Origin of the sequence: Acidovorax sp. FG27 (genome assembly GCF_040365715.1) — a bacterium.
Classification (GTDB): domain Bacteria; phylum Pseudomonadota; class Gammaproteobacteria; order Burkholderiales; family Burkholderiaceae_C; genus Paracidovorax.
Window position 1 is genome coordinate 180269 of record NZ_BAABVY010000009.1, and the last position, 21414, is coordinate 201682.

The following is a 21414-nucleotide window of genomic DNA, read 5'->3' on the forward strand; positions in this document are numbered from 1 at the left end:
AAGGCCGCCCTGGCCGGGAGCAGCGGTGGGGACGAGGCGGCGGCGAAACGATGTGCATGATGCACGGGCCGCCGGGCGCGGCGGTCGATCAGTCCGCCTGGATGCCGGCGCGCTGGGCGATGGCACGCATCTGCGGCAGCTCCTTTTCGATCAGCGCGCTGACCTCCCGGGCCGGCGCGTAGGCCGGCTCGAAGCCGTTGGCCAGCAGCCTGGCCTGCGTGTCCGCATCCGCCACCACCTGGGCGAGGGCTTTCTCCAGCTTGGCCTTCACGGCGGGCGGCAGGCCGGCGGGGGCGACGAGGGCCAGCCAGGTGTCCATCTCCACGCCCGGAAAGCCGCTTTCGGCCAGCGTGGGCACCTGCGGCAGCAGGGCCGAGCGGCGCGCCGACGTGACCGCCAGCGCGCGGATCTTGCCTTCCTTGAGCTGCGGCACGGCGGCGGAGACGGTGTCCACGGTGAACGGGATCTGACCGCCCATCAAGTCGACCATGGCCGGGGCGCTGCCCTTGTATGGCACGTGCTGGATCTTCAAACCCGCGGCGTTGAAGAACATCTCGCCCGCGAACTGCGAGGTGGTGCCCGTGCCGTAGGAGCCATACGAATACTTGTCGGGCGCGGCCTTCACGGTGCGCACGAACTGCGCGAGGTCGCGCACCGGCACGTCCTTGCCCGCCAGCAGGATGAGGCCCGTGCGCCCGGCGATGCCGATGGGCTCGAAGCTCTTGACGGGGTCGTAGGGCAGGCGCGGCCGGATCGCCGGGTTGACGGTGAAGGTGGTGCCCGAACTCATCAGCAGCGTGTAGCCGTCCGGCGCCGCCTTGGCGACGTAGCTCGCGCCGATCACGGTGCCCGCGCCCGCGCGGTTATCGATCACCACGCTCTGGCCGAGCTGGTCGCCCAGCTTCTTGCCGATGAGCCGGCCCAGCACGTCGGTCGCGCCGCCCGGCGGGAACGGGATGACGAGGGTGATCGGCCTGGCCGGATAGACGTCCTGCGCGGCGGCGAGCGTGGGAGCGAGCGCTGCGGCGGCCAGCGCCGCGAGGGCGAGCGCCCGGGCGGCGCGCCACGGGGTGGACAGCATGGTGGGACGGTTCATGGCGACAGCTCCGAAAGGGTGGATGGAAAGGCGGTAGAGACGAGGCCGTGCGAGGCAGGCGCAATCCTGGGCGTGGGATGGGTGTCGTTGGCCGTCAGACGGCGTGGGCCGCCAGGCCCGCACGGCCCCGCTCCACGAAGCGCGCATATTCGTGCGGCGGCACGAAGAGGCCGCCGGTCGTCCAGACCACGTGCGTGCTGCCCGCCAGCACGCGGTCCAGCCCTGTGCCGGCCAGCCATTCGCGGCCGGCGGGGCTGCCCGTCAGCAGGCCCGGGCCGCTGAAGCCCGCGGCCGCCGACGGCTCGATGCGCTCGCCCGTGGCGTCCAGCACCCGGACCAGGTGTTCGAACAGGGTGGCGTCGCGCACCGTGCAGCAGCCCGAGAGGACCGGCCGCATCAGCGCGGCGGCCAGCAGCGAGGCCCGTGGTACGGCCAGCCCGTCGGCCTCGGTGTCGTTGGTGAGGCCCTGGTCGTACACCGAGGGGTGGCCGCCCTCGCCCGCCAGCATCTGCACCAGGAAGCAGGGCGACTGCACCGGCTCCGCGAAGAAGCAGTGCACGTGCGGCCCCAGCAGCTGGCGCAGCCCGAAGGCGATGCCGGCCGGCGCGCCGCCCACGCCGCACGGCAGGTAGACGAAGAGCGGGTGGTCGGCGTCCACCGCGATGCCCGCCGCCTCCAGCTGGGCCTGCAGGTGGAACGCGGCGGCGCTGTAGCCCAGCAGCAGCGACAGAGAGCGCTCGTCGTCCACGAAGTGGCAGAAGCGGTCGGCCTCGGCCTCGGCGCGGCCGGCCGCCACGGCCCGCTCGTAGTCGCCCGCATGCTCCACCACGCGCACGCCGCGCTGGCGCAGCCGCTCCTTCTTCCATTCCTTGGCGTCGGCCGACATGTGCACCACCGCCTGAAAGCCCAGCGCCGATGCGGCGACGCCGATGCTCAGCCCCAGGTTGCCGGTGGAGCCCACCGCCACCTGGTAGCGCCCGAACAGCGACCGCGCCTGCGGCGAGGCCAGCGCGCGGTAGGCCTGCGCGTCGTCGCCCGGCGCGACCAGGCCGTGCTCCAGCGCCAGGCGCTCGGCGAATTCCAGCACCTCATGCAGCCCGCCCCGGGCCTTGATGGAGCCGGCGACGGGCAGGCGGTGGTCGGCCTTGATCCAGAGCGCGCCCTTGCCTTCGGTCCAGCCCAGGGCCGGCTTCAGGGCCGGAGCGGGCAGCAGCGGCGATTCGATCACCCCGCTGCCGCCGAGCTCGGGGAACAGATCGGCCAGCAGAGCCGCGAATCGCCCGAACCGGGCGACGGCGGCCTTCGTATCACCCAGGCTAATGGCAGTAGCACCGGCAGGCAGCGCGGTCGGCAGGTTGGACGCCCGGTCCGGGTTGGCCCAGAAGCAGGGTTCGGCCCGCCGCAGCGCGGACAGTGCACCGGCATCGGGGCGAGTGGTGGGGGGATTCGAAGGCGGCACGGTGTTCGGCATGGCTGCATTCTTCGCCCGGCCGCGTGCCTCTTACAACGCATTTATATTGATGGCGGCATCAACCAAACTAATGACGAACCCAGCGCACCCGGCATGGACACGCGACTTTCTCCCTCCCTGCTGGCGTGGCTGCGCTGCTTCGACGCGGCGGCGCGCCACGGCAGCTTCACGCGCGCGGCGGCCGAGCTGTGCATCACGCAGGGGGCCGTGAGCCAGCAGGTCAAGCAGCTGGAGCAGTGGCTGGGCCGCCCGCTCTTCCTGCGCACGCCCCGCGCCCTGCTGGCCACGCCCGAGGGCCAGTGGCTGGCGGTGGTGCTGCGCGAGAGCTTCGAGGCCATCGAGGGCACGCTCACCCACATGCGCCGGCAGGAGGAAACGCCCGTCGCCACGCTGAGCTGCTCGCCCTCCTTCGCCATGCAGTGGCTCACGCCCCGCATGGGGGAATTCTTCCGGCTGCATCCCGACATCGGCCTGCGCGTGTTCGGTGAATTCCACCGGCTGGACCGCACCCGCATGGTGCAAGGCGGCATCGAGGCTGCGGTGCGGTTCGACCTGGGCGGCTACACCGACCTGCAGGCGACGGAATTCCTCGACGAATGGCTGGTTCCCGTCGCCAGCCCTGCCTTCCTGGCCGCCCATCCGCCGATGGACGACCCCGCCCGGCTGCAGGGCGATTGGCTGCTGCACGACAGCACGGCCTGGGAAGGCGCCAGCGCCCATGAAGAATGGCAGCACTGGCTCGCCGGCGTCGGCGCGCCGTTGCCCGCCTGGGGCGGCGGGCCGCAGTTCAATCTGTCGCAACTGGCGATCAGCGCGGCCCTGGCCGGGCGCGGCATCGCCATGGGACGGGCGGCGCTGGTGCTGGACGACCTGATCGCCGGCCGCCTGGTGCCGGTGTTCGCACGCTGCGTGCAGTCGCGTGCTGCCTATTCCTTCGTGACCCCGCCCCGGCCCGGCCATGCCATGGCCGCGGTGGGCGAATGGCTGCTGCAGGAGGGCCGGCGCTTCGCGGCGCAGCGGGCCACAGTATTGCCAGCACCCGGGTAATGTATATTTCAATGCGCTTTTTCAAGAAAAAGAGTATAAATAAGCGCATGACCGATGTTTCCTTGATCGAAGCACTGGCTGCCGCCCGCAAGGCGCAGCAGCTCACGCAGGCCGAACTGGCCGAACGCGCCGGCCTGTCGCGCATGACCGTGCAACGCACCGAGGGCGGCGATCTCGACCCGCGCTTTTCCACACTGGCGGAAATGGCGCGCGTGCTGGGGCTGGAGCTGATCGCCGTGCCGGCCGACCTGCGCCCCGAACTGCAGGCCTTCATTCAGTCGGGCGGGCGCTTTCTCGGCCAGCCGGCCGGAGCCGACGCACCGCCCTCGGTGGTGGACGGGCTGCGCCAGGCCGGCTGACCGGACTGACCACGCCCAACCCCTGCCGCCAAACTTGGCCCGGCCATGACCACCGCCATCCGCTACCTGCGCCTCTACCTGCACCGGCCCGCGTCGCAAGGCGGCGGGCGGCGCGCCATCGGCTACCTCTCGCAGTACGGCGACATCCTGCGCGTGTCGTTCGACACCGACTACATCGACGACCCGGCCCGGCCCACGCTGTCGCTGGGCTACCAGGGCGAGAACGAGGCGGCCACGCGGCGCATCCTGACCTCGGCGCGGGACGCCCGGCTGGTGCGCACCGACGGGCGCTGGCCCGCCTACTTCCAGAACCTGCTGCCCGAAGGCCACAACCGCGAGCGGCTGGCGCGTGAGCGGGGCTGCAGCGCCGACGACGAGTTCGAACTGCTGGCCGCTGCCGGCCGCGACCTGATGGGCGCGCTGGAGGTGGAACCGGTGCCGGCGCGGGACGGCATTCCCGACGTGGTGCGCCACTGGCACACCACGCAGGGGCTGGACGTGCTGGAGCCGGGGTTCGTCGAATTCCCGGTGGAAGACGCCGCCTCGCTGCCGGGCGTGGTGACCAAGTTCAGCGCGGTGCAGGACGGGCGCCGCTACATCGTCCACCGCCGGGGCGCGGCGGGCAGCGTCATCCTGAAGCTGCCCACCACCGCCCACCCCGACCTGGTGGCCAACGAATTCGCCTGCTACCAGCTCTGCCGGTCGCTGGGTCTGGAGTGCGCCGAGGCGCAGGTCATCTCCCGCGCCGACGCCGACCTGCCCGAGACCGTGCCGTTCGACACCATCCTCGCCGTGCAGCGCTTCGACCATCTGCCGGACGGATCGCGCGTGCACATGGAGGAGTTCAACCAGGTGCTGGGCTACACGCCGCGCCAGAAGTACGGCCGGGGGCTGCTGCAGGACTGGGCCACCATGCTGCGCGTGCTGGACCGGCTGAGCGCCCGGCCGGTGCAGGACGTGCGCGAGTTCGTCAACCGCATGGTGGCCTTCATCCTGCTGGGCAACACCGATGCGCACCTGAAGAACTGGGCACTGGTCTACCCCGACGGCCGCACCCCCCGGCTCGCCCCGGTGTACGACCCGGTCTGCGTGGCGGCCTTCTTCCCCGGCACGCCCGAGACGCAGTACGCCGTCAACCGCGCCATCGACAAGACACTGCGCGCCTTCGGCTGGACGGACCTGGAGGCGCTGCTCAAGGCCGCCGGCCTGCTGCGGCCCACGCGCTACGTGGCCTGGGCCCGCGAGGCCGCCGCCGCGGCGCAGGCGCTATGGCCCGCGCTGCTGGACGAGGCCCCGCCCGGCGTGCGGGCGACGGTGCTGGAGCGGCTGCGCGGGCAGACCGCGCTGGGCAGCTGATCGCCCCTGGCGCAGCGAAGGGCGGCGGGCCGCTCCACGTTCACCGGTCAGCGTGCTTTGGCACTCACCCGCCAGACGGCGTTGCCCACGTCGTCGGCCACCAGCAGGCCGCCCCGGGCGTCCAGCGCCACCCCTACCGGCCGGCCCCAGGCGTCGCCCTCGGGGCTGACGAATCCGCTCAGCACTTCCAGCGGCCGGCCGGCGGGCTGGCCGCCGGCGAAGGGCACGAACACCACGTTGTAGCCGCTGCGCGGCTTGCGGTTCCACGACCCATGCTGGCCGATGAAGGCGCCGCTTGCCAGCGCCGGCGGCAGCGCCGTGTGCACCTGCGGGTCGGAGAACGCCAGCCCCAGCGGCGCCACGTGCGCGCCCAGGGCGTAGCTGGGCGAGATCGCCTGCGCCACCAGCTCCGGCCGGGCCGGCTTCACCCGCTCGTCCACATGCTGGCCGAAGTAGCTGTAGGGCCAGCCGTAGAAACCGCCGTCCTGGACCGAGGTGAGGTAGTCCGGCACCAGGTCGCTGCCGATCTGGTCGCGTTCGTTCACCACCGTCCAGAGCGTCTGCGTGCCGGGCGCCCAGCCCATGCCGTTGGGGTTGCGCAGGCCGCTGGCGAAGATGCGGTGGGCGCCGCTCGCGCGGTCCACCTCCCAGATGGCGGCGCGGCCGGTTTCCGCCTCCAGGCCGTTCTCGGCGACGTTGCTGTTGGAGCCCACGGTCACGTACAGCTTGGCGCCGTCGGGGCTGGCGATGAGGTTCTTCGTCCAGTGGTGGTTGAAGGGCAGCGCGGGCAGATCGGCCACCTTGGTGGCGGGCGCGGTGATCTGCGTCTGCCCCGGCTGGTACGGAAAGCGCACCACCGCATCGGTGTTGGCGACATACAGATCGCCCCCCACCAGCGCCATGCCGAAGGGTGAATTCAAACCCTGCTGCAGCAGCACGCTGCGGGTCTCGGCCACGCCGTCGCCGTCGGCGTCGCGCAGCAGCGTGATGCGGTTGGCCGGCGTGCCGCCGGAACCCGCACGCGCCATCACCTTGCCCATGACCCAGTCCATCGCCTTCTTGATCAGGCCTTGGTCGGGTGGCGGCGCCTTGGGAGGGGTGTTGGTCTCGGCCACCAGCACGTCGCCATTGGGCAGCGTGACGACCCAGCGCGGATGGTCCAGCCCGGTGGCGAAGGCGGTCACCTGCATGCCGGCCATGGGCACCGGCTGCTGCCCCTGCGGCCAGCCCTTGGCGGGCGCGATATGCACCGTGGGGATCAGCGTCTTGTTCGGTTCGGGCAGGGTGGGCGTGGGGCCGACACCGGCATCGAAGGGCAGCTTGGCGGTATCGCCGCAGGCCGCCAGGCTGGCCAGCGCGACCGCGCCGAGCAGGTACGAGGCGGCGTGGCGCCGGGGGCCGGGGCGGCGGGATGGGTGCAGGAAGGAAGGCATGGCGCGGCAGCAGAAAGAGCGGTGGAGGCGCGCAGTGTGGCGGGGGCTGGCTGCGCCGTCTGTCAGCAGGACGCCTGACTTGCCCGCCGGTTCAAAGCTACATTACTGATAGCACCATGCGCAGGAAGGACGGGCGCCAGAGCCCGTTTTTCCATCAATGCGAGGCGCTTTTGGACAGCAGCTGGATCACCGCCACCCCGGCCACGATCAGCGCCATGCCGGCCAGGGCGGCGGCGTCGAGCTTCTGGCCGTGCACCAGCCAGCCGACGATGGAGATCAGCACGATGCCCAGGCCCGACCAGATGGCGTAGACGATGCCGGTGGGCAGGCTCTTCATCACCTGCGACAGCATGAAGAAGGCGATGCCGTAGCCAATCACCGTCAACACCGCCGGCCAGAAGCGGGTGAAGCCGTGGGACGACTTGAGGGCGGTGGTGGCGATGACCTCGGCCACGATGGCGATGCCCAGGAGTGCGTAGGGATGCATTGGCGTGCGAGCCTTGAAACGGTTGGAGGCGGTGGGAACGATGGAGGCATTCGGCGCGCCCGGGTGCCGGGCCGTCGACTATACGAAGCGCGCCAGTCTCCGCCCACCGGCGTGCCGCAGCCCGTTTGTAGGCCATTGCCGCATTCCCGGGCGCGCCGGGCGATTCAGCCGCCGCAGGCCTTAGCCTCGCGGCCTCGGTCCCACCTTTGTTCGGAAATTCCCAGAGCGCCCCATGCCCCTGCCCTGCCCGCCCCGCCCCGCATCGCCCCCGCACTGCCCGCCGCTCGATCGGCACCGCCTGGCCGGTGTGGGCGCGGCCCTTGCCGCCATGGCCTGCGTGGCGCCCGCCGCCCTGGCCCAGGGCGCGGCCGAGGGGCGGCCGCTGCCCACGGTCGAGGTCCAGGGCGGCAGCGCCGAGGCGCAGCGCCGCTTCGACGCCGCGGCCAGCAGCACGCGGGTCGATGTCGATACGCTCACCGCGACCACGCCGCTGGTCAATTTGTCGGAGCTGCTGGCCGGCCAGGCCGGCGTGGTGGCGCTGGACCGGCAGAACTATGCGCAGGACCTGCAGATCGCCGTGCGCGGCTTCGGGGCGCGCTCCACCTTCGGCGTGCGCGGCGTGCGCATCCTGGTGGACGGCATCCCGGCCACCATGCCCGACGGCCAGGGCCAGGCTGCCACGGCGCAGTTGCAGTCTGCGGCGCATGTGGACGTGCTGCGCGGCCCGCTGGCGCAGCTCTACGGCAACGCCGCCGGCGGCGTGCTGCAGGTGACGACGCGCGAGCCGCGCGAAGGCGGCGGCGCGCAGGCCTCGGTGGCGGCGGGCTCGTACGGCCAGCGGCTGGTGGATGGCTCGGTCGATTTCGGCGACCGCACGCTGGGCGGCCTGGTGGACGTGTCGCGCTTCGAGACCGACGGCTTTCGCGACCGCAGCGCGGCGCGGCGCACGCACCTGAACGGCAAGCTCGTCGCCCGGCCGGACGGCGACACCACCATCACCACCCTGGTCAATCTTTATGACCAGCCCAAGGCGCAGGACCCGCTGGGCCTGACCCGAGCGCAGTGGAACGCCGACGAGCGGCAGGCACCCGCAGTGGCGCGCAGCTTCGACACCCGCAAGTCCGTGTCGCAGAACCAGCTGGGGGTGGTGCTGGAGCGGCGCCTGGGCGAGCAGGACAGCCTGCGCGCCCGCGCCTACGGCGGCACGCGGCAGCTGCGCCAGTACCTGTCGTTCAGCGGCGCGGCCACCAACAGCGCGGGCGGCGTGGTCGACCTGGACCGCGACTACTACGGCCTGGGCCTGGCCTGGACGCATGCCACGCGCATGCCGTCCTCGGGCCTGCCGCTGACCTGGACGCTGGGCGTGGACGCCGACCGCCAGAGCGAGCACCGCCAGGGCTTCGTCAACGACAACGGCACGGCCGGCGCGCTGCGGCGCGACGAACGCGACCGCGCCGGCAACACCGACCTCTACGCGCAGGTGGACGCCTGGATCGCGCCCGCCTGGCGCGCCGTGGCCGGCCTGCGGACCAGTCGGGTGCGCAGCACGGTGGACGACCGGCTGGTCAACGCCGTGAACCCCGACGACAGCGGCGGCCGCACCTGGAGCCACACCAGCCCCGCGCTGGGCCTGGTCTGGGCGGCCACCGACCAACTGAACCTGTATGCCAACGTGGGCCGGGGCTTCGAGACGCCCACCCTGGCCGAGATGGCCTACAGCGCCAGCAACAACGGCCCCAACTTCGGCCTGGCCGCATCGCGCAGCCGGCAGGTGGAGCTGGGCGCGAAGTGGCAAGGCGCCGTGCACCGGGTGGAGGCCGCGTGGTTCGATGCGCGCAGCCAGGGCGAGATCGTGCCCGCCGCCACCGTGAACGGGCGCACGGTCTTCCAGAACGCCGACAACGTGCGCCGCCGGGGGGTGGAGCTGGCCTGGAGCGCCCGCGCCGGCGGCTGGACGCCCCGCGCCGCCTACACCTGGCTGGACGCCTACTTCGGCAGCCCCTACAGCGGCGCGGGCGGCGCCAGCGTGGCCGCCGGCAACCGCCTGCCGGGCACCGCCCGCCACGTCGCCCAGCTGTCGGTGGACTACGCCGCCACCCCGGCCTGGCAACTGGGCGCGTCGCTCGACGTGTCGAGCAAGGTGCAGGTCAACGACACCAACACCGACGCCGCGCCCGGCTACGCCGTGGTGGGCCTGCGGGCCGGCTACACCCTGGGCGGGCGGGCGGAGGGCTCCTCCAGCACGGTGCCGCGCTGGCAGCTGTGGGCGCGGCTCGACAACCTGGCCGGCCGCCGCTATGCGGGCTCGGTGATCGTCAACGACGGCAACGGGCGCTTCTTCGAACCGGCCGCGGGCCGCCGGGTGATGGTGGGGCTGCGGGCGCAGTTCCTCTGACACGGCGCGGTGGGCAGACCGCCCTTTTCAGCAGTTTTTTAGCCCGCCAGCGCTCTATCCACCAGCGCATCCAGCTATATTTTTCATAGCAAAGATGATCGGCAGCCGCCCTCGCGACGCGCCGTGCATGAACGCGCCCCGTGGCGGCCGGTGTCGGCCGCGTTCCACAGGCGCTGCGGTCAGGTTTGGCGCTTGTTGGCGGCCGCTGCCGCATTCCGCACACTGGCATTGAGGCGTAAGTTTCGCGTCAGTTTGGGCCGGCGAAATGGCTGCGAGCCCCCGCGCAGACCGGGGCGCCCCGGGAGGGCCGTCGAAGAACACGCCGCACGAGGAGGCCCGTCATGCGTTCATCGAAGCCCATCAGCCAGTCCACCCGCAAGATCCTGACCCTGCTGGTGCCCGTCCTGATCGTCGCGCAGGTGGTCGCGTTCTTCTTCCTGCACGTCTCCAACCGGCGCATCGCGCTGGAAAGCGTGGATGCCGCGCTGCAGGCCGGCTCCCAGACCTTCGCCTACACCACCGCCACGCGGCGCGAGTACCGCCAGCTCACCTCGCAGCTGGTGTCCAAGGACTTCGGGCTGGTGGCCACCATCGCCACGGGCAACCGCGCCACCGTCGAATCGGCCCTGACGAGCCAGCTGGCACGCACGGGCGCGGAGATGATCGTGCTGACCGATCTGCAGAACCAGGTGATCGCCCGCGCCGCCAGTACCCCGGCGCTGAACCAGGCCGACGTGGACTTCGACCGGCAGCTCCAGGAGGTGGTGGGCCACGTGAAGGGCACCTCGGGCAACCTGCTGCCGATCGCGACGGGCGAGCAGCGCACGCCGCTCTTCGCGCTGATCCGGATCGAGGTGCGCGCCCCCATGCCGGTCGCCTGGATGTACCTGGCGTTTCGCGTCAGCGACGCCGCGATTGCCGAATTCACGCGCATGACGCAGATGTGGATGGCCTTCGTGTCGCATGGCGAAGGCGCCCACCCCAAGCTGTCGGTCCACGCCTCCACCCTGCCCGCCGACCTGCAGCTCGCCGACATTCCGCACGACGAACTGAAGGAAACGGGCTCCACCGTGACCTCGTCGACCGGCGAGCAGTACCGCATCAGGCTGCTGCCGATGGGCGGCATCGCCGGCTACACCGTGGAGGCGGTGGTCGCCAAGCCCTTCGCGCCGGTGATCTCGCCCTTCCTGAAACTGGAGGGGCTGTTCGCGGCCAGCATCGTGTTGAGCTCGCTCATCTCCATCCTGGCGGCGAACCTCATCACCCACCGCGTGGTCCGGCCGCTGGAGGACGTGGCGCAGAAGGACGCGCTCACCGGCCTGGCGAACCGCCGGCTGTTCGAGGCCAACCTGGGCAACGCGCAGCAGAACCAGGCAGCGCTCGGCAGCGGCTTCAGCGTCATGCTGATGGACCTCAACAAATTCAAGCAGGTGAACGACACCTACGGGCACGAGGCCGGCGACGCGGTGTTGGTGGCGGTGGGCCAGCGCGTGCGCAAGCTGATGCGCACGCCCGACACCCTGGCGCGGCTGGGCGGAGACGAGTTTGCGGTGCTGGTGCACACGCACGACCCGCAGCGCCTCAGCGCGCTGGCGCAAGCCATCGTGGAGGCGGTGGGCCAGCCGATCCGCCTGCCCTCCGGCACGTGCGTGGAGGTGGGCACGAGCATCGGCATCGCCTCGGCCCCGCACCACGGCGCGGCCGGGGCCGATGTGGTGCACAGCGCCGATCTGGCGATGTACGCGGCCAAGAAGCAGGGTGGCGGCTATGCGTTCGCCGACGCCGCCGGGGCGCCGGCCTGATTCGCCGCGAGGCAGCCTGGTGCGCTGCGGGCGCCGTGCACGGCGCCGGGGCCGGGGTCAGGCGCGCGGTGCGCCCGCCTTGGGCTGCGACTTCTTCGCGCCGAGGCGCGATTCCGTGCCCTTGACGAGCCGCTGGATGTTCTCGCGGTGGCGCCAGGCCAGGAGGGCCGACATCACCGCGATGGCGACGCCGATGCGGGCGTCGGTATACCAGGCGACGCCGCCGAAGAGCACGTAGTAGAGCGGCGCGAACAACGCTGCCGCCAGCGAGGCGAGCGACGAGTAGCGGAAGAAGAACGCGATGATGATCCAGGTCAGCAGCGTGGCCAGCCCCAGCCAGCCGCTGATGCCCAGCAGCACGCCCAGTGCCGTCGCCACGCCCTTGCCGCCCTCGAAGCGGAAGAACACCGGCCAGAGGTGCCCGAGGAACGCCGCCAGCCCGACTAGCGCCACGGTGCCCTCTTCCATGCCGTAGGGGCGGCCGAACCAGCGCACCAGCACCACCGGCAGCCAGCCCTTGAGCGCGTCGAACAGCAGCGTGACGATGGCCGCAGCCTTGGAGCCCGAGCGCAGCACGTTGGTGGCGCCGGGGTTCTTGCTGCCGTAGGTGCGCGGATCGTTCAGCCCCATGGCGCGGCTGACGATGACGGCGAACGACAGCGAGCCCAGCAGGTAGGCGGCGACGGTGGCAAGGAGCGGGTAGAAGGAGGCGGTCAAGGGCTTGTCTCTGATGGAATGGAAAGGGCGCGGGGCCGGGCCCCGCCCCGGCGCCTGGGGCAGCCGGCTATTCTGCCAGCGCGCACTGCACCGGCCGGGCGCCCAGCAGGTCCACGCACACCCGGGGCTCGATCTGCACCAGAAAACCCCGCCGGCCGCCGTTGATGGCGATGCGCGGCAGCGCGAGGATGCTCTCTTCGACATACACCGGCATGTCCCGCCGCGTGCCGAAGGGCGACGTGCCGCCCACCAGGTAGCCGCTGTGGCGGTTCGCCACTTCGGGCTTGCAGGGCTCCACCGACTTGGCGCCGATCTGCCGCGCCAGGTTCTTGGTGGACACCTTGCGGTCGCCATGCATCAGCACGATCAGCGGCTTGGCATCCTGGTCCTGCATCACCAGCGTCTTGACCACCGCATGCTCATCCAGCCCCAGCTGCCGCGCCGACTCGGCCGTGCCGCCGTGCTCGACGTAGTCATACGGGTGTTCGGTGAACGCCACCTTGTTCGCGCGCAGCCACTGCGTGGCGGGCGTTTCGCTCACGTGCGCGGTCTTGTCTTTCTTGGCCATACTTCAAAAATGATAGCTGTATGCGCTTGAACCACCAGCGCTCGCGGCCATTTTCTACGCAACCATCAAAGCGCGGGAGGCCGAGCCCGATGGCGCCGCTGGCATCGCCAGCCGCCCTCACCTCCCAAAGAGTCAGAAGGCCGCGGAGCAGGCCACGCCAGCGAACGCCGTGGAACGGGCTTCGCCCGGCCACCGGCGTTCAGCCTCTCGCCAGAGGCGAGAGGCGTTCGTCCCGTCCATGCTCGCGCAGGCAGGCATGGAGCCGCGGTCCTCACTCCCCCTTCCCGAACCGCGCCAGCGGTTCGAGAGAAAGGGGAAGGCGCCGAAGGCGACTCAGGGGGATGCACCCCTCACTGCCCAGGGTCGCGCAACTCCCACCGCATCGCGTCGATCTGCGCCAGCAATTCCGGCGACAGCTGCGTGCCCCAGGCATCCAGGTCCTCGTCGAGCTGCGCCGCCGAGGTCACGCCGATGATGGTGCTGGCCACCTGCCACTTGGTGTAGCAGAAGGCCAGCGCCATCTGCGTGGGCGTCAAGCCGTGGTCGCGCGCCAGCTGGTTGTAGCGGCGCGACGCGGCCAGCGCTTCGGGCCGGCCCCAGCGCTGCTTGCGCACAGATTCGTAGCGGGCGATGCGGGCGCCTTGCGGCGCGCCGGGGTCGGTGGGCGCGTGCTGGTCGAACTTGCCCGTCAGCAGGCCGAAGGCCAGCGGCGAATACGCCAGCAGGGCCACGTTCAGCCGGTGGCAGGTTTCGTCCAGGCCGTTTTCCCAGCTGCGGTTGATGAGGCAGTACGGGTTCTGCACGCTGGCCACGCGGGGCAGGCCGTGCGCCTCGGCCAGGCGCACGAATTCATGCACGCCGTAGGGCGTTTCGTTCGACAGGCCGATGTGCCGCACCTTGCCGGCCTTCACCAGTCCGGCGAGGGCCTCGAGCTGCTCGTGGATCGGCGTCTGCGAGGTTTCCTTGGCCGGGTCGTAGTAGAGCGCCCCGAAGGCCGGCACGTGCCGCTCGGGCCAGTGGATCTGGTAGAGGTCGATCACGTCGGTCTGCAGGCGCTTCAGGCTGGCGTCGCACGATGCCACGATGTCGGCGGCCGTCATCCCCTTGCCTTCGCGCACCCAGGGCATGCCGCGCGAGGGGCCGGCCACCTTGGTCGCCAGCACGATCTTGCCGCGCGCGCCCGGGCGCTGGGCGAACCAGCGGCCGATGATGGATTCGGTCGCGCCATAGGTTTCGGCGCGGGCCGGCACGGCGTACATCTCGGCCGTGTCGATGAAGTTGACGCCGCGTTCTAGCGAGCGGTCGAGGATGGCGTGGGCATCGGCCTCGGCCACCTGTTCGCCGAAGGTCATGGTGCCCAGGCAGATGGGGGTGACGCGCAGATCGCTCTGCCCCAAGAGGAGTGTGTTCATGGGATGAGTGGCTTTCATGGACAAGCGGGGCAGTTTACGTTTTGCCCGCGAGTTCTGCAGCGAGGGCGCCGGTCTGGACGCGAGCGCCGGCCCGGCCACTGTCGCCGCCGGGCCAGCGGGCGCGTGGGGCGTTCCGGAATAATCGGGCGCATGTACCAGCCCCTTCGCCCGTCCCGCAGCGCCATGCTGCCCGTCCGCACCCTCGACTACCACGTGCGCCTCTGGGGCCCGGCTGCGGCCGCCGGCACCGGGGCGCCCGCCCCGCTGGTGCTGGTGCACGGCTGGATGGACGTGGGCGCGTCCTACCAGTTCGTGGTGGATGCGTTCTCCGAGGCCTTCGTGCAGGGCCGCACCATCATCGCGCCCGACTGGCGCGGCTTCGGCCTGTCGATGCCCGCAGAGCGCTGCGACCACTACCAGTTCGCCGACTACCTGGGCGACCTGGAGCGCCTGCTGGACCACTACGCGCCCGGCCAGCCGGTCGACCTGGTGGGCCACAGCATGGGCGGCAACGTGGCCATGACCTATGCGGGCGTGCGGCCCTCGCGCATCCGCCGTCTGGTGAACCTGGAGGGCTTCGGCATGCCCGACGTGCCGGCGGCCAAGGCGCCCGACCGCTACGCGCAGTGGCTGGACGAGCTGGCGCAGCTCGAGCGCGGCGAGCAGGAGCTGAAGCACTACGCCAGCGCCGAGGGCGTGGCCGAGCGGCTGATGAAGACCAACCCGCGCCTGGCGGCCGACAAGGCGGCCTGGCTGGCGCGCCAGTGGGCACGGCCCGACGAAGATGGGCGCTGGCGCATCCTGGGCGACGCGGCGCACAAGATCGTGCGGCCGCACATCTACCGCGCCGACGAGACCCTGGCGCTCTATGAACGCATCGCCGCGCCGCTGCTGGCGGTGGAAGCGAGCGACGACAGCCTGGGCCAGTGGTTCAAGGGCCAGTACACCCTGGCCGACTACCACGAGCGCCTGCTCAGCGTGCCCGACTGCCGCACGGCGCTGGTGGAGAACGCGGGCCACATGCTGCACCACGACCAGCCGCAGGCGGTGGCGGCGCTGATCGAAGGCTTCCTGGCCGCGCCCTGAGCTCACCCCGCGGCCACCGGCAGGAGCCGCCGGCAAGCCCCGACGAGTGCCGAATCGGCCGCCTGCGCCCGTCGCATGGGCGCATCGCGCTATCGTTTTTGATATTTCCGCCACACCGGGCGGCCACAGCCGTGGCTGGGCGCGGGGCATTGGGCCGCCCTGCCCCACCACGTGAGAAAATGGCCGGTTACTTCTTTACGAACAGAACTCAAGGACATCCGCACCATGGACGCAGAACGCATCAACCTCATCGGCACCACCCTCCAAGACCTGGCTCTGCGCACGCAAGAGCTACGGAGGTATCTTTGACTTCGATGCCAAATTCGAACGCCTGCGCACGGTAAACGCATCGCTGGAAGATCCGGCCGTCTGGAACGACCCGAAGAAAGCCCAGGAACTGGGCAAGGAACAGAAGTCGCTTTCCGGCGTCGTGGTCACGCTCGACAAGCTCACGCGCGAGCTGGCCGACAACACCGAGCTCTACGACATGAGCAAGGAAGAAGGCGATGAAGCCGGGCTGGAGACCATCGAGGCCGAGACGGCCAAGCTGCGCCCGCTGATCGAGGAGTTGGAATTCCGCCGCATGTTCAGCAACGACGCCGATCCGCTCAATTGCTTCGTCGACATCCAGGCGGGCGCCGGCGGCACCGAGGCCTGCGACTGGGCCAGCATGCTGCTGCGCCAGTACCTGAAGTACGCCGAGCGCAAGGGCTTCAAGACCACGGTGGAAGAAGAAACCCCGGGCGACGTGGCCGGCATCAAGAGCGCCACGATCAAGATCGAGGGCGAATACGCCTATGGCCTGCTGCGCACCGAAACCGGCGTGCACCGCCTGGTGCGCAAGAGCCCGTTCGATTCGTCCGGCGGCCGCCACACCTCGTTCGCCTCGCTCTTCGTCTACCCCGAGATCGACGATTCCATCGAGATCAACATCAATCCGTCCGACGTGCGCACCGACACCTACCGCGCATCCGGCGCGGGCGGGCAGCACATCAACAAGACCGATTCGGCCGTGCGCCTCACGCACATCCCGACCGGCATCGTCGTGCAGTGCCAGGACGGCCGCAGCCAGCACAGCAACCGCGACGTCGCCTGGCAGCGCCTGCGCTCGCGCCTCTACGACTACGAGATGCGCAAGCGCCAGGAAGAGCAGCAGAAGCTCGAAGACACCAAGACCGACGTGGGCTGGGGCCACCAGATCCGTTCCTATGTGCTGGACAACAGCCGCATCAAGGACCTGCGCACCAATGTCGAAATCTCCGCCACACAGAAGGTGCTGGACGGCGATCTCGACGCCTTCATCGAAGCCTCCCTCAAGCAGGGCGTCTAAGCGCCCGGAAAGCCCCAAGCCATGATGCGAGAAGGACAAGCCACCGCCGTCCACCGTGCCGACTACGCCGCCCCGGCGTACTGGATCGACACCGTGGACCTCACGTTCGACCTGGACCCGGCCAAGACCCGCGTGCTCAACAAGATGCGCGTGCGCCGCAACTCCGCCGTGCCAGCCGCGCCGCTGCGGCTCGACGGCGACGAGCTGAACCTGGCCCGCGTCATGGTCAACGGCGCCGGCACGTCGTTCAAGATGGAAGGCAGCTGCCTGGTGCTGGAGAACCTGCCCGAAGGCGAAGAGCCGTTCGATCTGGAGATCTTCACCACCTGCTGCCCCGCCAAGAACACGCAGCTCTCGGGTCTCTACGTGAGCCAGGGCACGTTCTTCACGCAGTGCGAGGCCGAGGGCTTCCGGCGCATCACCTACTTCCTCGACCGGCCCGACGTGATGGCCAGCTACAGCGTGCTGCTGCGCGCCAGCCAGGCCGACTACCCGGTGCTGCTGTCCAACGGCAACCTGGTGGACCAGGGCCCGCTGGACGATGGCCGCCACTTCGCCAAGTGGGTCGATCCGCACAAGAAACCCTGCTACCTCTTCGCGCTGGTCGCGGGCAAGCTGGTGGCGCGCGAGCAGCGCATCCGCGCCCGCTCGGGCACCGACCACCTGCTGCAGATCTACGTGCGCCCGGGCGACCTGGAAAAAACCGAGCACGCGATGAATTCGCTGATGGCCAGCATCGCCTGGGACGAAGCCCGCTTCGGCCTGCCGCTGGACCTGGAGCGCTTCATGATCGTCGCCACCAGCGACTTCAACATGGGCGCGATGGAGAACAAGGGCCTGAACGTCTTCAACACCAAGTACGTGCTGGCCAGCCAGGCCACTGCCACCGACGTGGACTTCGGCAACATCGAATCGGTGGTCGGCCACGAGTATTTCCACAACTGGACGGGCAACCGCGTCACCTGCCGCGACTGGTTCCAGCTGTCGCTGAAGGAGGGGCTCACCGTCTTCCGCGACCAGGAATTCAGCCAGGACCTGTCCGGCAGCCCGTCGGCCCGCGCCGTCAAGCGGATTGAGGACGTGCGCGTGCTGCGCACCGTGCAGTTCCCCGAAGACGCCGGCCCGATGGCGCACCCGGTGCGGCCCGACAGCTATGTCGAGATCAACAACTTCTACACCGTCACCATCTACGAAAAGGGGTCGGAGGTGGTGCGGATGCAGCAGACCCTGGTGGGCCGCGAGGGCTTCGCCCGGGGCATGAAGCTCTACTTCGAGCGCCACGACGGCCAGGCCGTGACCTGCGACGACTTCGCCCAGGCCATTGCCGACGCCAACCCCGATAGCGACCTGGCCCGCCTGCTGCCGCAGTTCAAGCGCTGGTACGCCCAGGCCGGCACGCCCCGCGTGCGCGCCACCGGCACCTACGACGCGGCGGCACGCACCTACACGCTCACGCTGTCGCAGTCGCTCGCGCCCACGCCCGGCCAGGCCGAGAAGCTGCCCATGGTCATCCCCGTCGCGCTGGGCCTGCTGGATGCGAACGGCCAGCCCGTCGTGCTGCAGCTCGAAGGCGAAGCCGCGCCGGGCGCCGCCGACCGCACCGTGGTGCTGACCGAGCCCAGCCACAGCTACACCTTCGTCAACGTCGATTCCGCCCCCGTGCCCTCGCTGCTGCGCGGCTTCAGCGCGCCGGTGCACCTGGACATCGACTACACCGACGAGCAGCTGCTGGCCCTGCTGGCGCACGACACCGACGCCTTCAACCGCTGGGAGGCCGCCCAGCGCCTGGCGCTGCGCATTGCTATCAATGCAATAGCTGCAGGCCCAGGCGGGACGGGCGCCGGAGCCCCAATAGCCTCCGATCTGCTGCCCCAGAGCTTCATCGCCGCCATGCGCGACGTGCTGCGCCACCCCACACTGGACGCCGCGTTCAAGGAACTGGTGCTGTCCCTGCCTTCCGAAGGCTACATCGCCGAGCAGCTCGACGTGGTCGACCCCCAGCGCATCCGCGCCGTGCGCGGCGCCATGCGCACGCAACTGGCCGTCGCCCTGCGGCCGGAATGGGAAGCGGTCTGGGAACAGCACCACGACACCGGCGCCTACCGCCCCGACGCGCTCTCGTCCGGCCGCCGCGCGCTGGCGGGCATGGCGCTGGCCATGCTGTGCGTGGCCGCGGGCGAGTCCGGCGACACGGTCTGGCCCGGCCGCGCCTACCAGCGCTTCAAGGACGCGGGCAACATGACCGACCGCTTCAACGCGCTGAGCGCCCTGGTCACCAGCGGGCAGCCGCTGGCCGAACAGGCGCTGGCCCGCTTCCACACGATGTTCAAGGACGACGCGCTGGTGCTGGACAAGTGGTTCGCCCTGCAGGCCTCCGCCCCCGACCGCGGCGGCCAGGCGCTGGCGGCCGTCAAGGCCCTGCTGGCGCACCCGGACTTCAGCATCAAGAACCCCAACCGCGCCCGCAGCGTGATCTTCAGCTACTGCAACGGCAACCCCGGCGGCTTCCACCGGCCGGACGGCGCGGGCTACGCCTTCTGGGCCGACCGCGTGCTGGAGCTGGACGCGATCAACCCGCAGGTCGCCTCGCGCCTGGCCCGCTCGCTCGACCGCTGGACCCAGCTGGCTGAGCCCTACCGCACCGCCGCCCGCGCCGCGATCGAGCGCGTGGCCGCCAGGCCGGCGCTGTCGAACGACGTGCGCGAAGTCGTCACCCGCGCCCTGGCCGCCGCCTGATCGACGCCCCGCCATCCACCGCATTCCAAAGAAAGAACCCTTCATGGCCCAGAAGATCAGCCTGACCCGCTACCTCGTCGAGCAGCAACGCGTCGATGGCCTCATCCCTTCGCAGTTGCGCCTGCTGCTGGAAGTGGTGGCCCGCGCCTGCAAGCACATCAGCCACGCCGTGAACAAGGGCGCCCTGGGCGGCGTGCTCGGCTCGGCCACCAGCGAGAACGTGCAGGGCGAAGTGCAGAAGAAGCTCGACATCATCGCCAACGAGGTGCTGATCGAAGCCAACGAATGGGGCGGCCACCTGGCGGCCATGGCGTCCGAGGAGATGGACAGCATCTACGTCGTGCCCAACCGCTACCCGCAGGGCGAATACCTGCTGCTGTTCGACCCGCTCGACGGCTCTTCCAACATCGACGTGAACGTCAGCATCGGCACCATCTTCAGCGTGCTGAAGAAACCCGAAGGCCACCCCGGCGTGACGACGGAAGACTTCCTGCAGGCCGGCAGCAAGCAGGTCGCGGCCGGCTACTGCATCTACGGTCCGCAGACCACGCTGGTGCTGACCGTGGGCGACGGCGTGGCGATGTTCACGCTGGACCGCGAGCAGGGCTCGTTCGTGCTGATCGAAGAGAACGTGAAAATCCCCGCCGACACCAAGGAATTCGCGATCAACATGAGCAACATGCGCCACTGGGACGCCCCGGTGAAGCGCTACATCGACGAATGCCTGGCCGGCACGGAAGGCCCGCGCGGCAAGGACTTCAACATGCGCTGGATCGCCAGCATGGTGGCCGACGTGCACCGCATCCTGACCCGCGGCGGCGTGTTCCTCTACCCCTGGGACAAGCGCGAGCCGAACAAGCCCGGCAAGCTGCGCCTGATGTATGAGGCCAACCCCATGGGCTGGCTGGTCGAACAAGCCGGCGGCGCCGCCACCGATGGCCGCCAGCGCATCCTCGACATCGAGCCCACGCAGCTGCACCAGCGCGTCAGCGTGATCCTCGGCTCAAAAAATGAAGTCGAACGCGTGAGGGGCTACCATTCCGGTATATAATTCAAGTCTTCGCCGGTGTAGCTCAGTCGGTAGAGCAGCTCATTCGTAATGAGAAGGTCGGGTGTTCGATTCATCTCTCCGGCACCAAACAAAAAAGCCCTGATTCGCAAGAGTCAGGGCTTTTTTCATGGGGCGTCGCCAGCCTGCGCCGGGCGCTTGCCGGAGCGTGCGGCCGAGAGAATCGCCAGCAGATCGTCGACCAGCGGGTTGTCCGCCGCCGTGGGCCACACGGCATAGGCTTCTGACTGCGCCACGGCCGGGCCCACCGGCCGGAACACGGCGCCCGGCAGGCGCGAGCGCTCCATGGCCTGCGGCACCAGGGCGACGCCCAGGCCCTGCGATACCAGGGAGACGACCGCGAGCCAGTGGCGCACCTCGTGCCCGATTTCCGGCTGGAACCCCGCGCTCGCGCAGACCGACAGGATGCGCGCGTGGTAGTCCGGCGAGACGGCCCTGGCGAACAGCACGAACGGCTCGCCCGCGAGATCGCGCAGATCGATGGCCTTTTTGCGCGCGAGGCGGTGCGTCGCGGGCAGGCAGCACAGGAAGGGCTCCGCCACCAGCAGGCGCTGCTGCAGCGTGGCCGGCAGGCGGCTCGTATGAACGAAGCCCAGGTCCAGCCGGTCGTGCAGCAGCTCGCCGATCTGCTCGCCGGAGTTCAGTTCCTGCAATGACACGCGCACGCCCGGGTGCCGCTGCTGGAACACACCCAGCGCCTGCGGCAGCCCGCGGTAGAGCATGGCGCCGACGAAGCCGATGCGCAGCCGGCCGGCCAGCCCCGCCGCCACATCGCGGGCTTCTGCCACCGCTTCCTCTGCCTGCGCCAGCACCCGCCGCGCCGATTCCTTGAAGGCACGGCCGGCGGGCGTGAGGCGCACCTCTTTGGGCATTCGCTCGAAGAGCTGCGCGCCGACGCGCTCCTCCAGCTGCCGGATGGCCACCGAGAGCGGTGGCTGGGACATGTTCAACCGGGTCGCCGCCCGCCCGAAATGCAGTTCTTCCGCGAGCGTCGCGAAGTAGCGCAGGTGCCTCAGTTCCATGGCGTTATCGAGATAGTTGATTCGAATG

Annotated in this window: 17 protein-coding genes and 1 tRNA gene; 10 read left to right on the forward strand and 8 right to left on the reverse strand. The window is 70.2% G+C overall.

Annotated features, from left to right (window positions below; genetic code table 11):
* Positions 1-88 precede the first annotated feature (88 nt).
* Both ABWV53_RS07760 and dsdA read right to left on the reverse strand, forming a co-directional pair.
* Positions 89-1096 carry a Bug family tripartite tricarboxylate transporter substrate binding protein gene (locus tag ABWV53_RS07760; RefSeq protein ID WP_353364598.1) on the reverse strand — a complete coding sequence of 336 codons (1008 nt, stop codon included), beginning with the start codon at positions 1094-1096 and terminating at the stop codon, positions 89-91.
* Between the two features lie 94 nt (positions 1097-1190).
* Positions 1191-2567 (reverse strand): D-serine ammonia-lyase, encoded by a 1377-nt coding sequence (gene dsdA / locus ABWV53_RS07765; protein ID WP_353364600.1) that lies wholly within the window; start codon positions 2565-2567, stop codon positions 1191-1193.
* Between the two features lie 93 nt (positions 2568-2660).
* Here dsdA and ABWV53_RS07770 point away from each other — a divergent pair, with 93 nt between their 5' ends.
* Genes ABWV53_RS07770 through ABWV53_RS07780 form a run of 3 tightly spaced genes read left to right on the forward strand, consistent with a single transcriptional unit; the run spans position 2661 to position 5329 of the window.
* Positions 2661-3614 carry a LysR family transcriptional regulator gene (locus tag ABWV53_RS07770; RefSeq protein ID WP_353364602.1) on the forward strand — a complete coding sequence of 318 codons (954 nt, stop codon included), beginning with the start codon at positions 2661-2663 and terminating at the stop codon, positions 3612-3614.
* 47 nt (positions 3615-3661) lie between these two features.
* On the forward strand, positions 3662-3973 hold the full coding sequence (locus tag ABWV53_RS07775; RefSeq protein WP_353364605.1) for a helix-turn-helix domain-containing protein: 312 nt from the start codon (positions 3662-3664) through the stop codon (positions 3971-3973).
* A gap of 45 nt (positions 3974-4018) precedes the next feature.
* Entirely contained in the window at positions 4019-5329 is a 1311-nt protein-coding gene (locus ABWV53_RS07780) for a type II toxin-antitoxin system HipA family toxin (protein WP_353364607.1), read from the forward strand.
* A 47-nt stretch (positions 5330-5376) separates the two neighbouring features.
* Here ABWV53_RS07780 and ABWV53_RS07785 read toward each other — a convergent pair whose 3' ends face one another.
* Positions 5377-6762 (reverse strand): PQQ-dependent sugar dehydrogenase, encoded by a 1386-nt coding sequence (locus ABWV53_RS07785; RefSeq protein WP_353364609.1) that lies wholly within the window; start codon positions 6760-6762, stop codon positions 5377-5379.
* A gap of 154 nt (positions 6763-6916) precedes the next feature.
* Positions 6917-7249: an SMR family transporter gene (locus ABWV53_RS07790; protein WP_353364611.1), complete on the reverse strand. Its 333-nt coding sequence runs from the start codon at positions 7247-7249 to the stop codon at positions 6917-6919.
* 232 nt (positions 7250-7481) lie between these two features.
* Here ABWV53_RS07790 and ABWV53_RS07795 point away from each other — a divergent pair, with 232 nt between their 5' ends.
* Entirely contained in the window at positions 7482-9644 is a 2163-nt protein-coding gene (locus tag ABWV53_RS07795; protein WP_353364613.1) for a TonB-dependent receptor family protein, read from the forward strand.
* A 341-nt stretch (positions 9645-9985) separates the two neighbouring features.
* Positions 9986-11446, forward strand: a complete 1461-nt coding sequence (locus tag ABWV53_RS07800; protein WP_353364615.1) for a GGDEF domain-containing protein — start codon at positions 9986-9988, stop codon at positions 11444-11446.
* Between the two features lie 57 nt (positions 11447-11503).
* On the opposite strand, the gene plsY is transcribed toward ABWV53_RS07800, so the two are convergent.
* The 3 genes from plsY to ABWV53_RS07815 all read right to left on the reverse strand — a co-directional run bounded on the left by plsY (position 11504) and on the right by ABWV53_RS07815 (position 14143).
* Positions 11504-12163: a glycerol-3-phosphate 1-O-acyltransferase PlsY gene (plsY, locus tag ABWV53_RS07805; protein ID WP_353364617.1), complete on the reverse strand. Its 660-nt coding sequence runs from the start codon at positions 12161-12163 to the stop codon at positions 11504-11506.
* Positions 12164-12230: 67 nt separating this feature from the next.
* The gene (gene ybaK / locus ABWV53_RS07810; protein WP_353364619.1) at positions 12231-12731 is read right to left on the reverse strand and encodes a Cys-tRNA(Pro) deacylase; all 501 of its coding nucleotides are present in this window, start codon (positions 12729-12731) and stop codon (positions 12231-12233) included.
* Between the two features lie 350 nt (positions 12732-13081).
* Positions 13082-14143, reverse strand: a complete 1062-nt coding sequence (locus ABWV53_RS07815) for an aldo/keto reductase (protein WP_353364621.1) — start codon at positions 14141-14143, stop codon at positions 13082-13084.
* A gap of 150 nt (positions 14144-14293) precedes the next feature.
* Here ABWV53_RS07815 and ABWV53_RS07820 point away from each other — a divergent pair, with 150 nt between their 5' ends.
* From ABWV53_RS07820 to ABWV53_RS07840, 5 genes are all read left to right on the forward strand, one after another.
* Positions 14294-15229: an alpha/beta fold hydrolase gene (locus ABWV53_RS07820; RefSeq protein ID WP_353364623.1), complete on the forward strand. Its 936-nt coding sequence runs from the start codon at positions 14294-14296 to the stop codon at positions 15227-15229.
* A 225-nt stretch (positions 15230-15454) separates the two neighbouring features.
* Positions 15455-16559, forward strand: a protein-coding gene (gene prfB, locus ABWV53_RS07825) for a peptide chain release factor 2 (RefSeq protein WP_353364625.1) whose coding sequence is annotated in 2 segments (ribosomal slippage) — positions 15455-15535 and positions 15537-16559 — 1104 coding nt in all. Because the reading frame shifts where the segments join, the coding sequence is not laid out codon by codon here.
* Between the two features lie 24 nt (positions 16560-16583).
* The gene (gene pepN, locus ABWV53_RS07830) at positions 16584-19295 is read left to right on the forward strand and encodes an aminopeptidase N (protein ID WP_353366667.1); all 2712 of its coding nucleotides are present in this window, start codon (positions 16584-16586) and stop codon (positions 19293-19295) included.
* A 43-nt stretch (positions 19296-19338) separates the two neighbouring features.
* On the forward strand, positions 19339-20346 hold the full coding sequence (locus tag ABWV53_RS07835) for a class 1 fructose-bisphosphatase (RefSeq protein ID WP_353364627.1): 1008 nt from the start codon (positions 19339-19341) through the stop codon (positions 20344-20346).
* Between the two features lie 11 nt (positions 20347-20357).
* Positions 20358-20433, forward strand: a tRNA-Thr gene (locus ABWV53_RS07840).
* Between the two features lie 38 nt (positions 20434-20471).
* Here ABWV53_RS07840 and ABWV53_RS07845 read toward each other — a convergent pair.
* A complete protein-coding gene (locus ABWV53_RS07845) occupies positions 20472-21386 on the reverse strand; it encodes a LysR family transcriptional regulator (protein ID WP_353364629.1) in 915 nt (304 codons plus the stop codon).
* Positions 21387-21414: the final 28 nt, after the last annotated feature.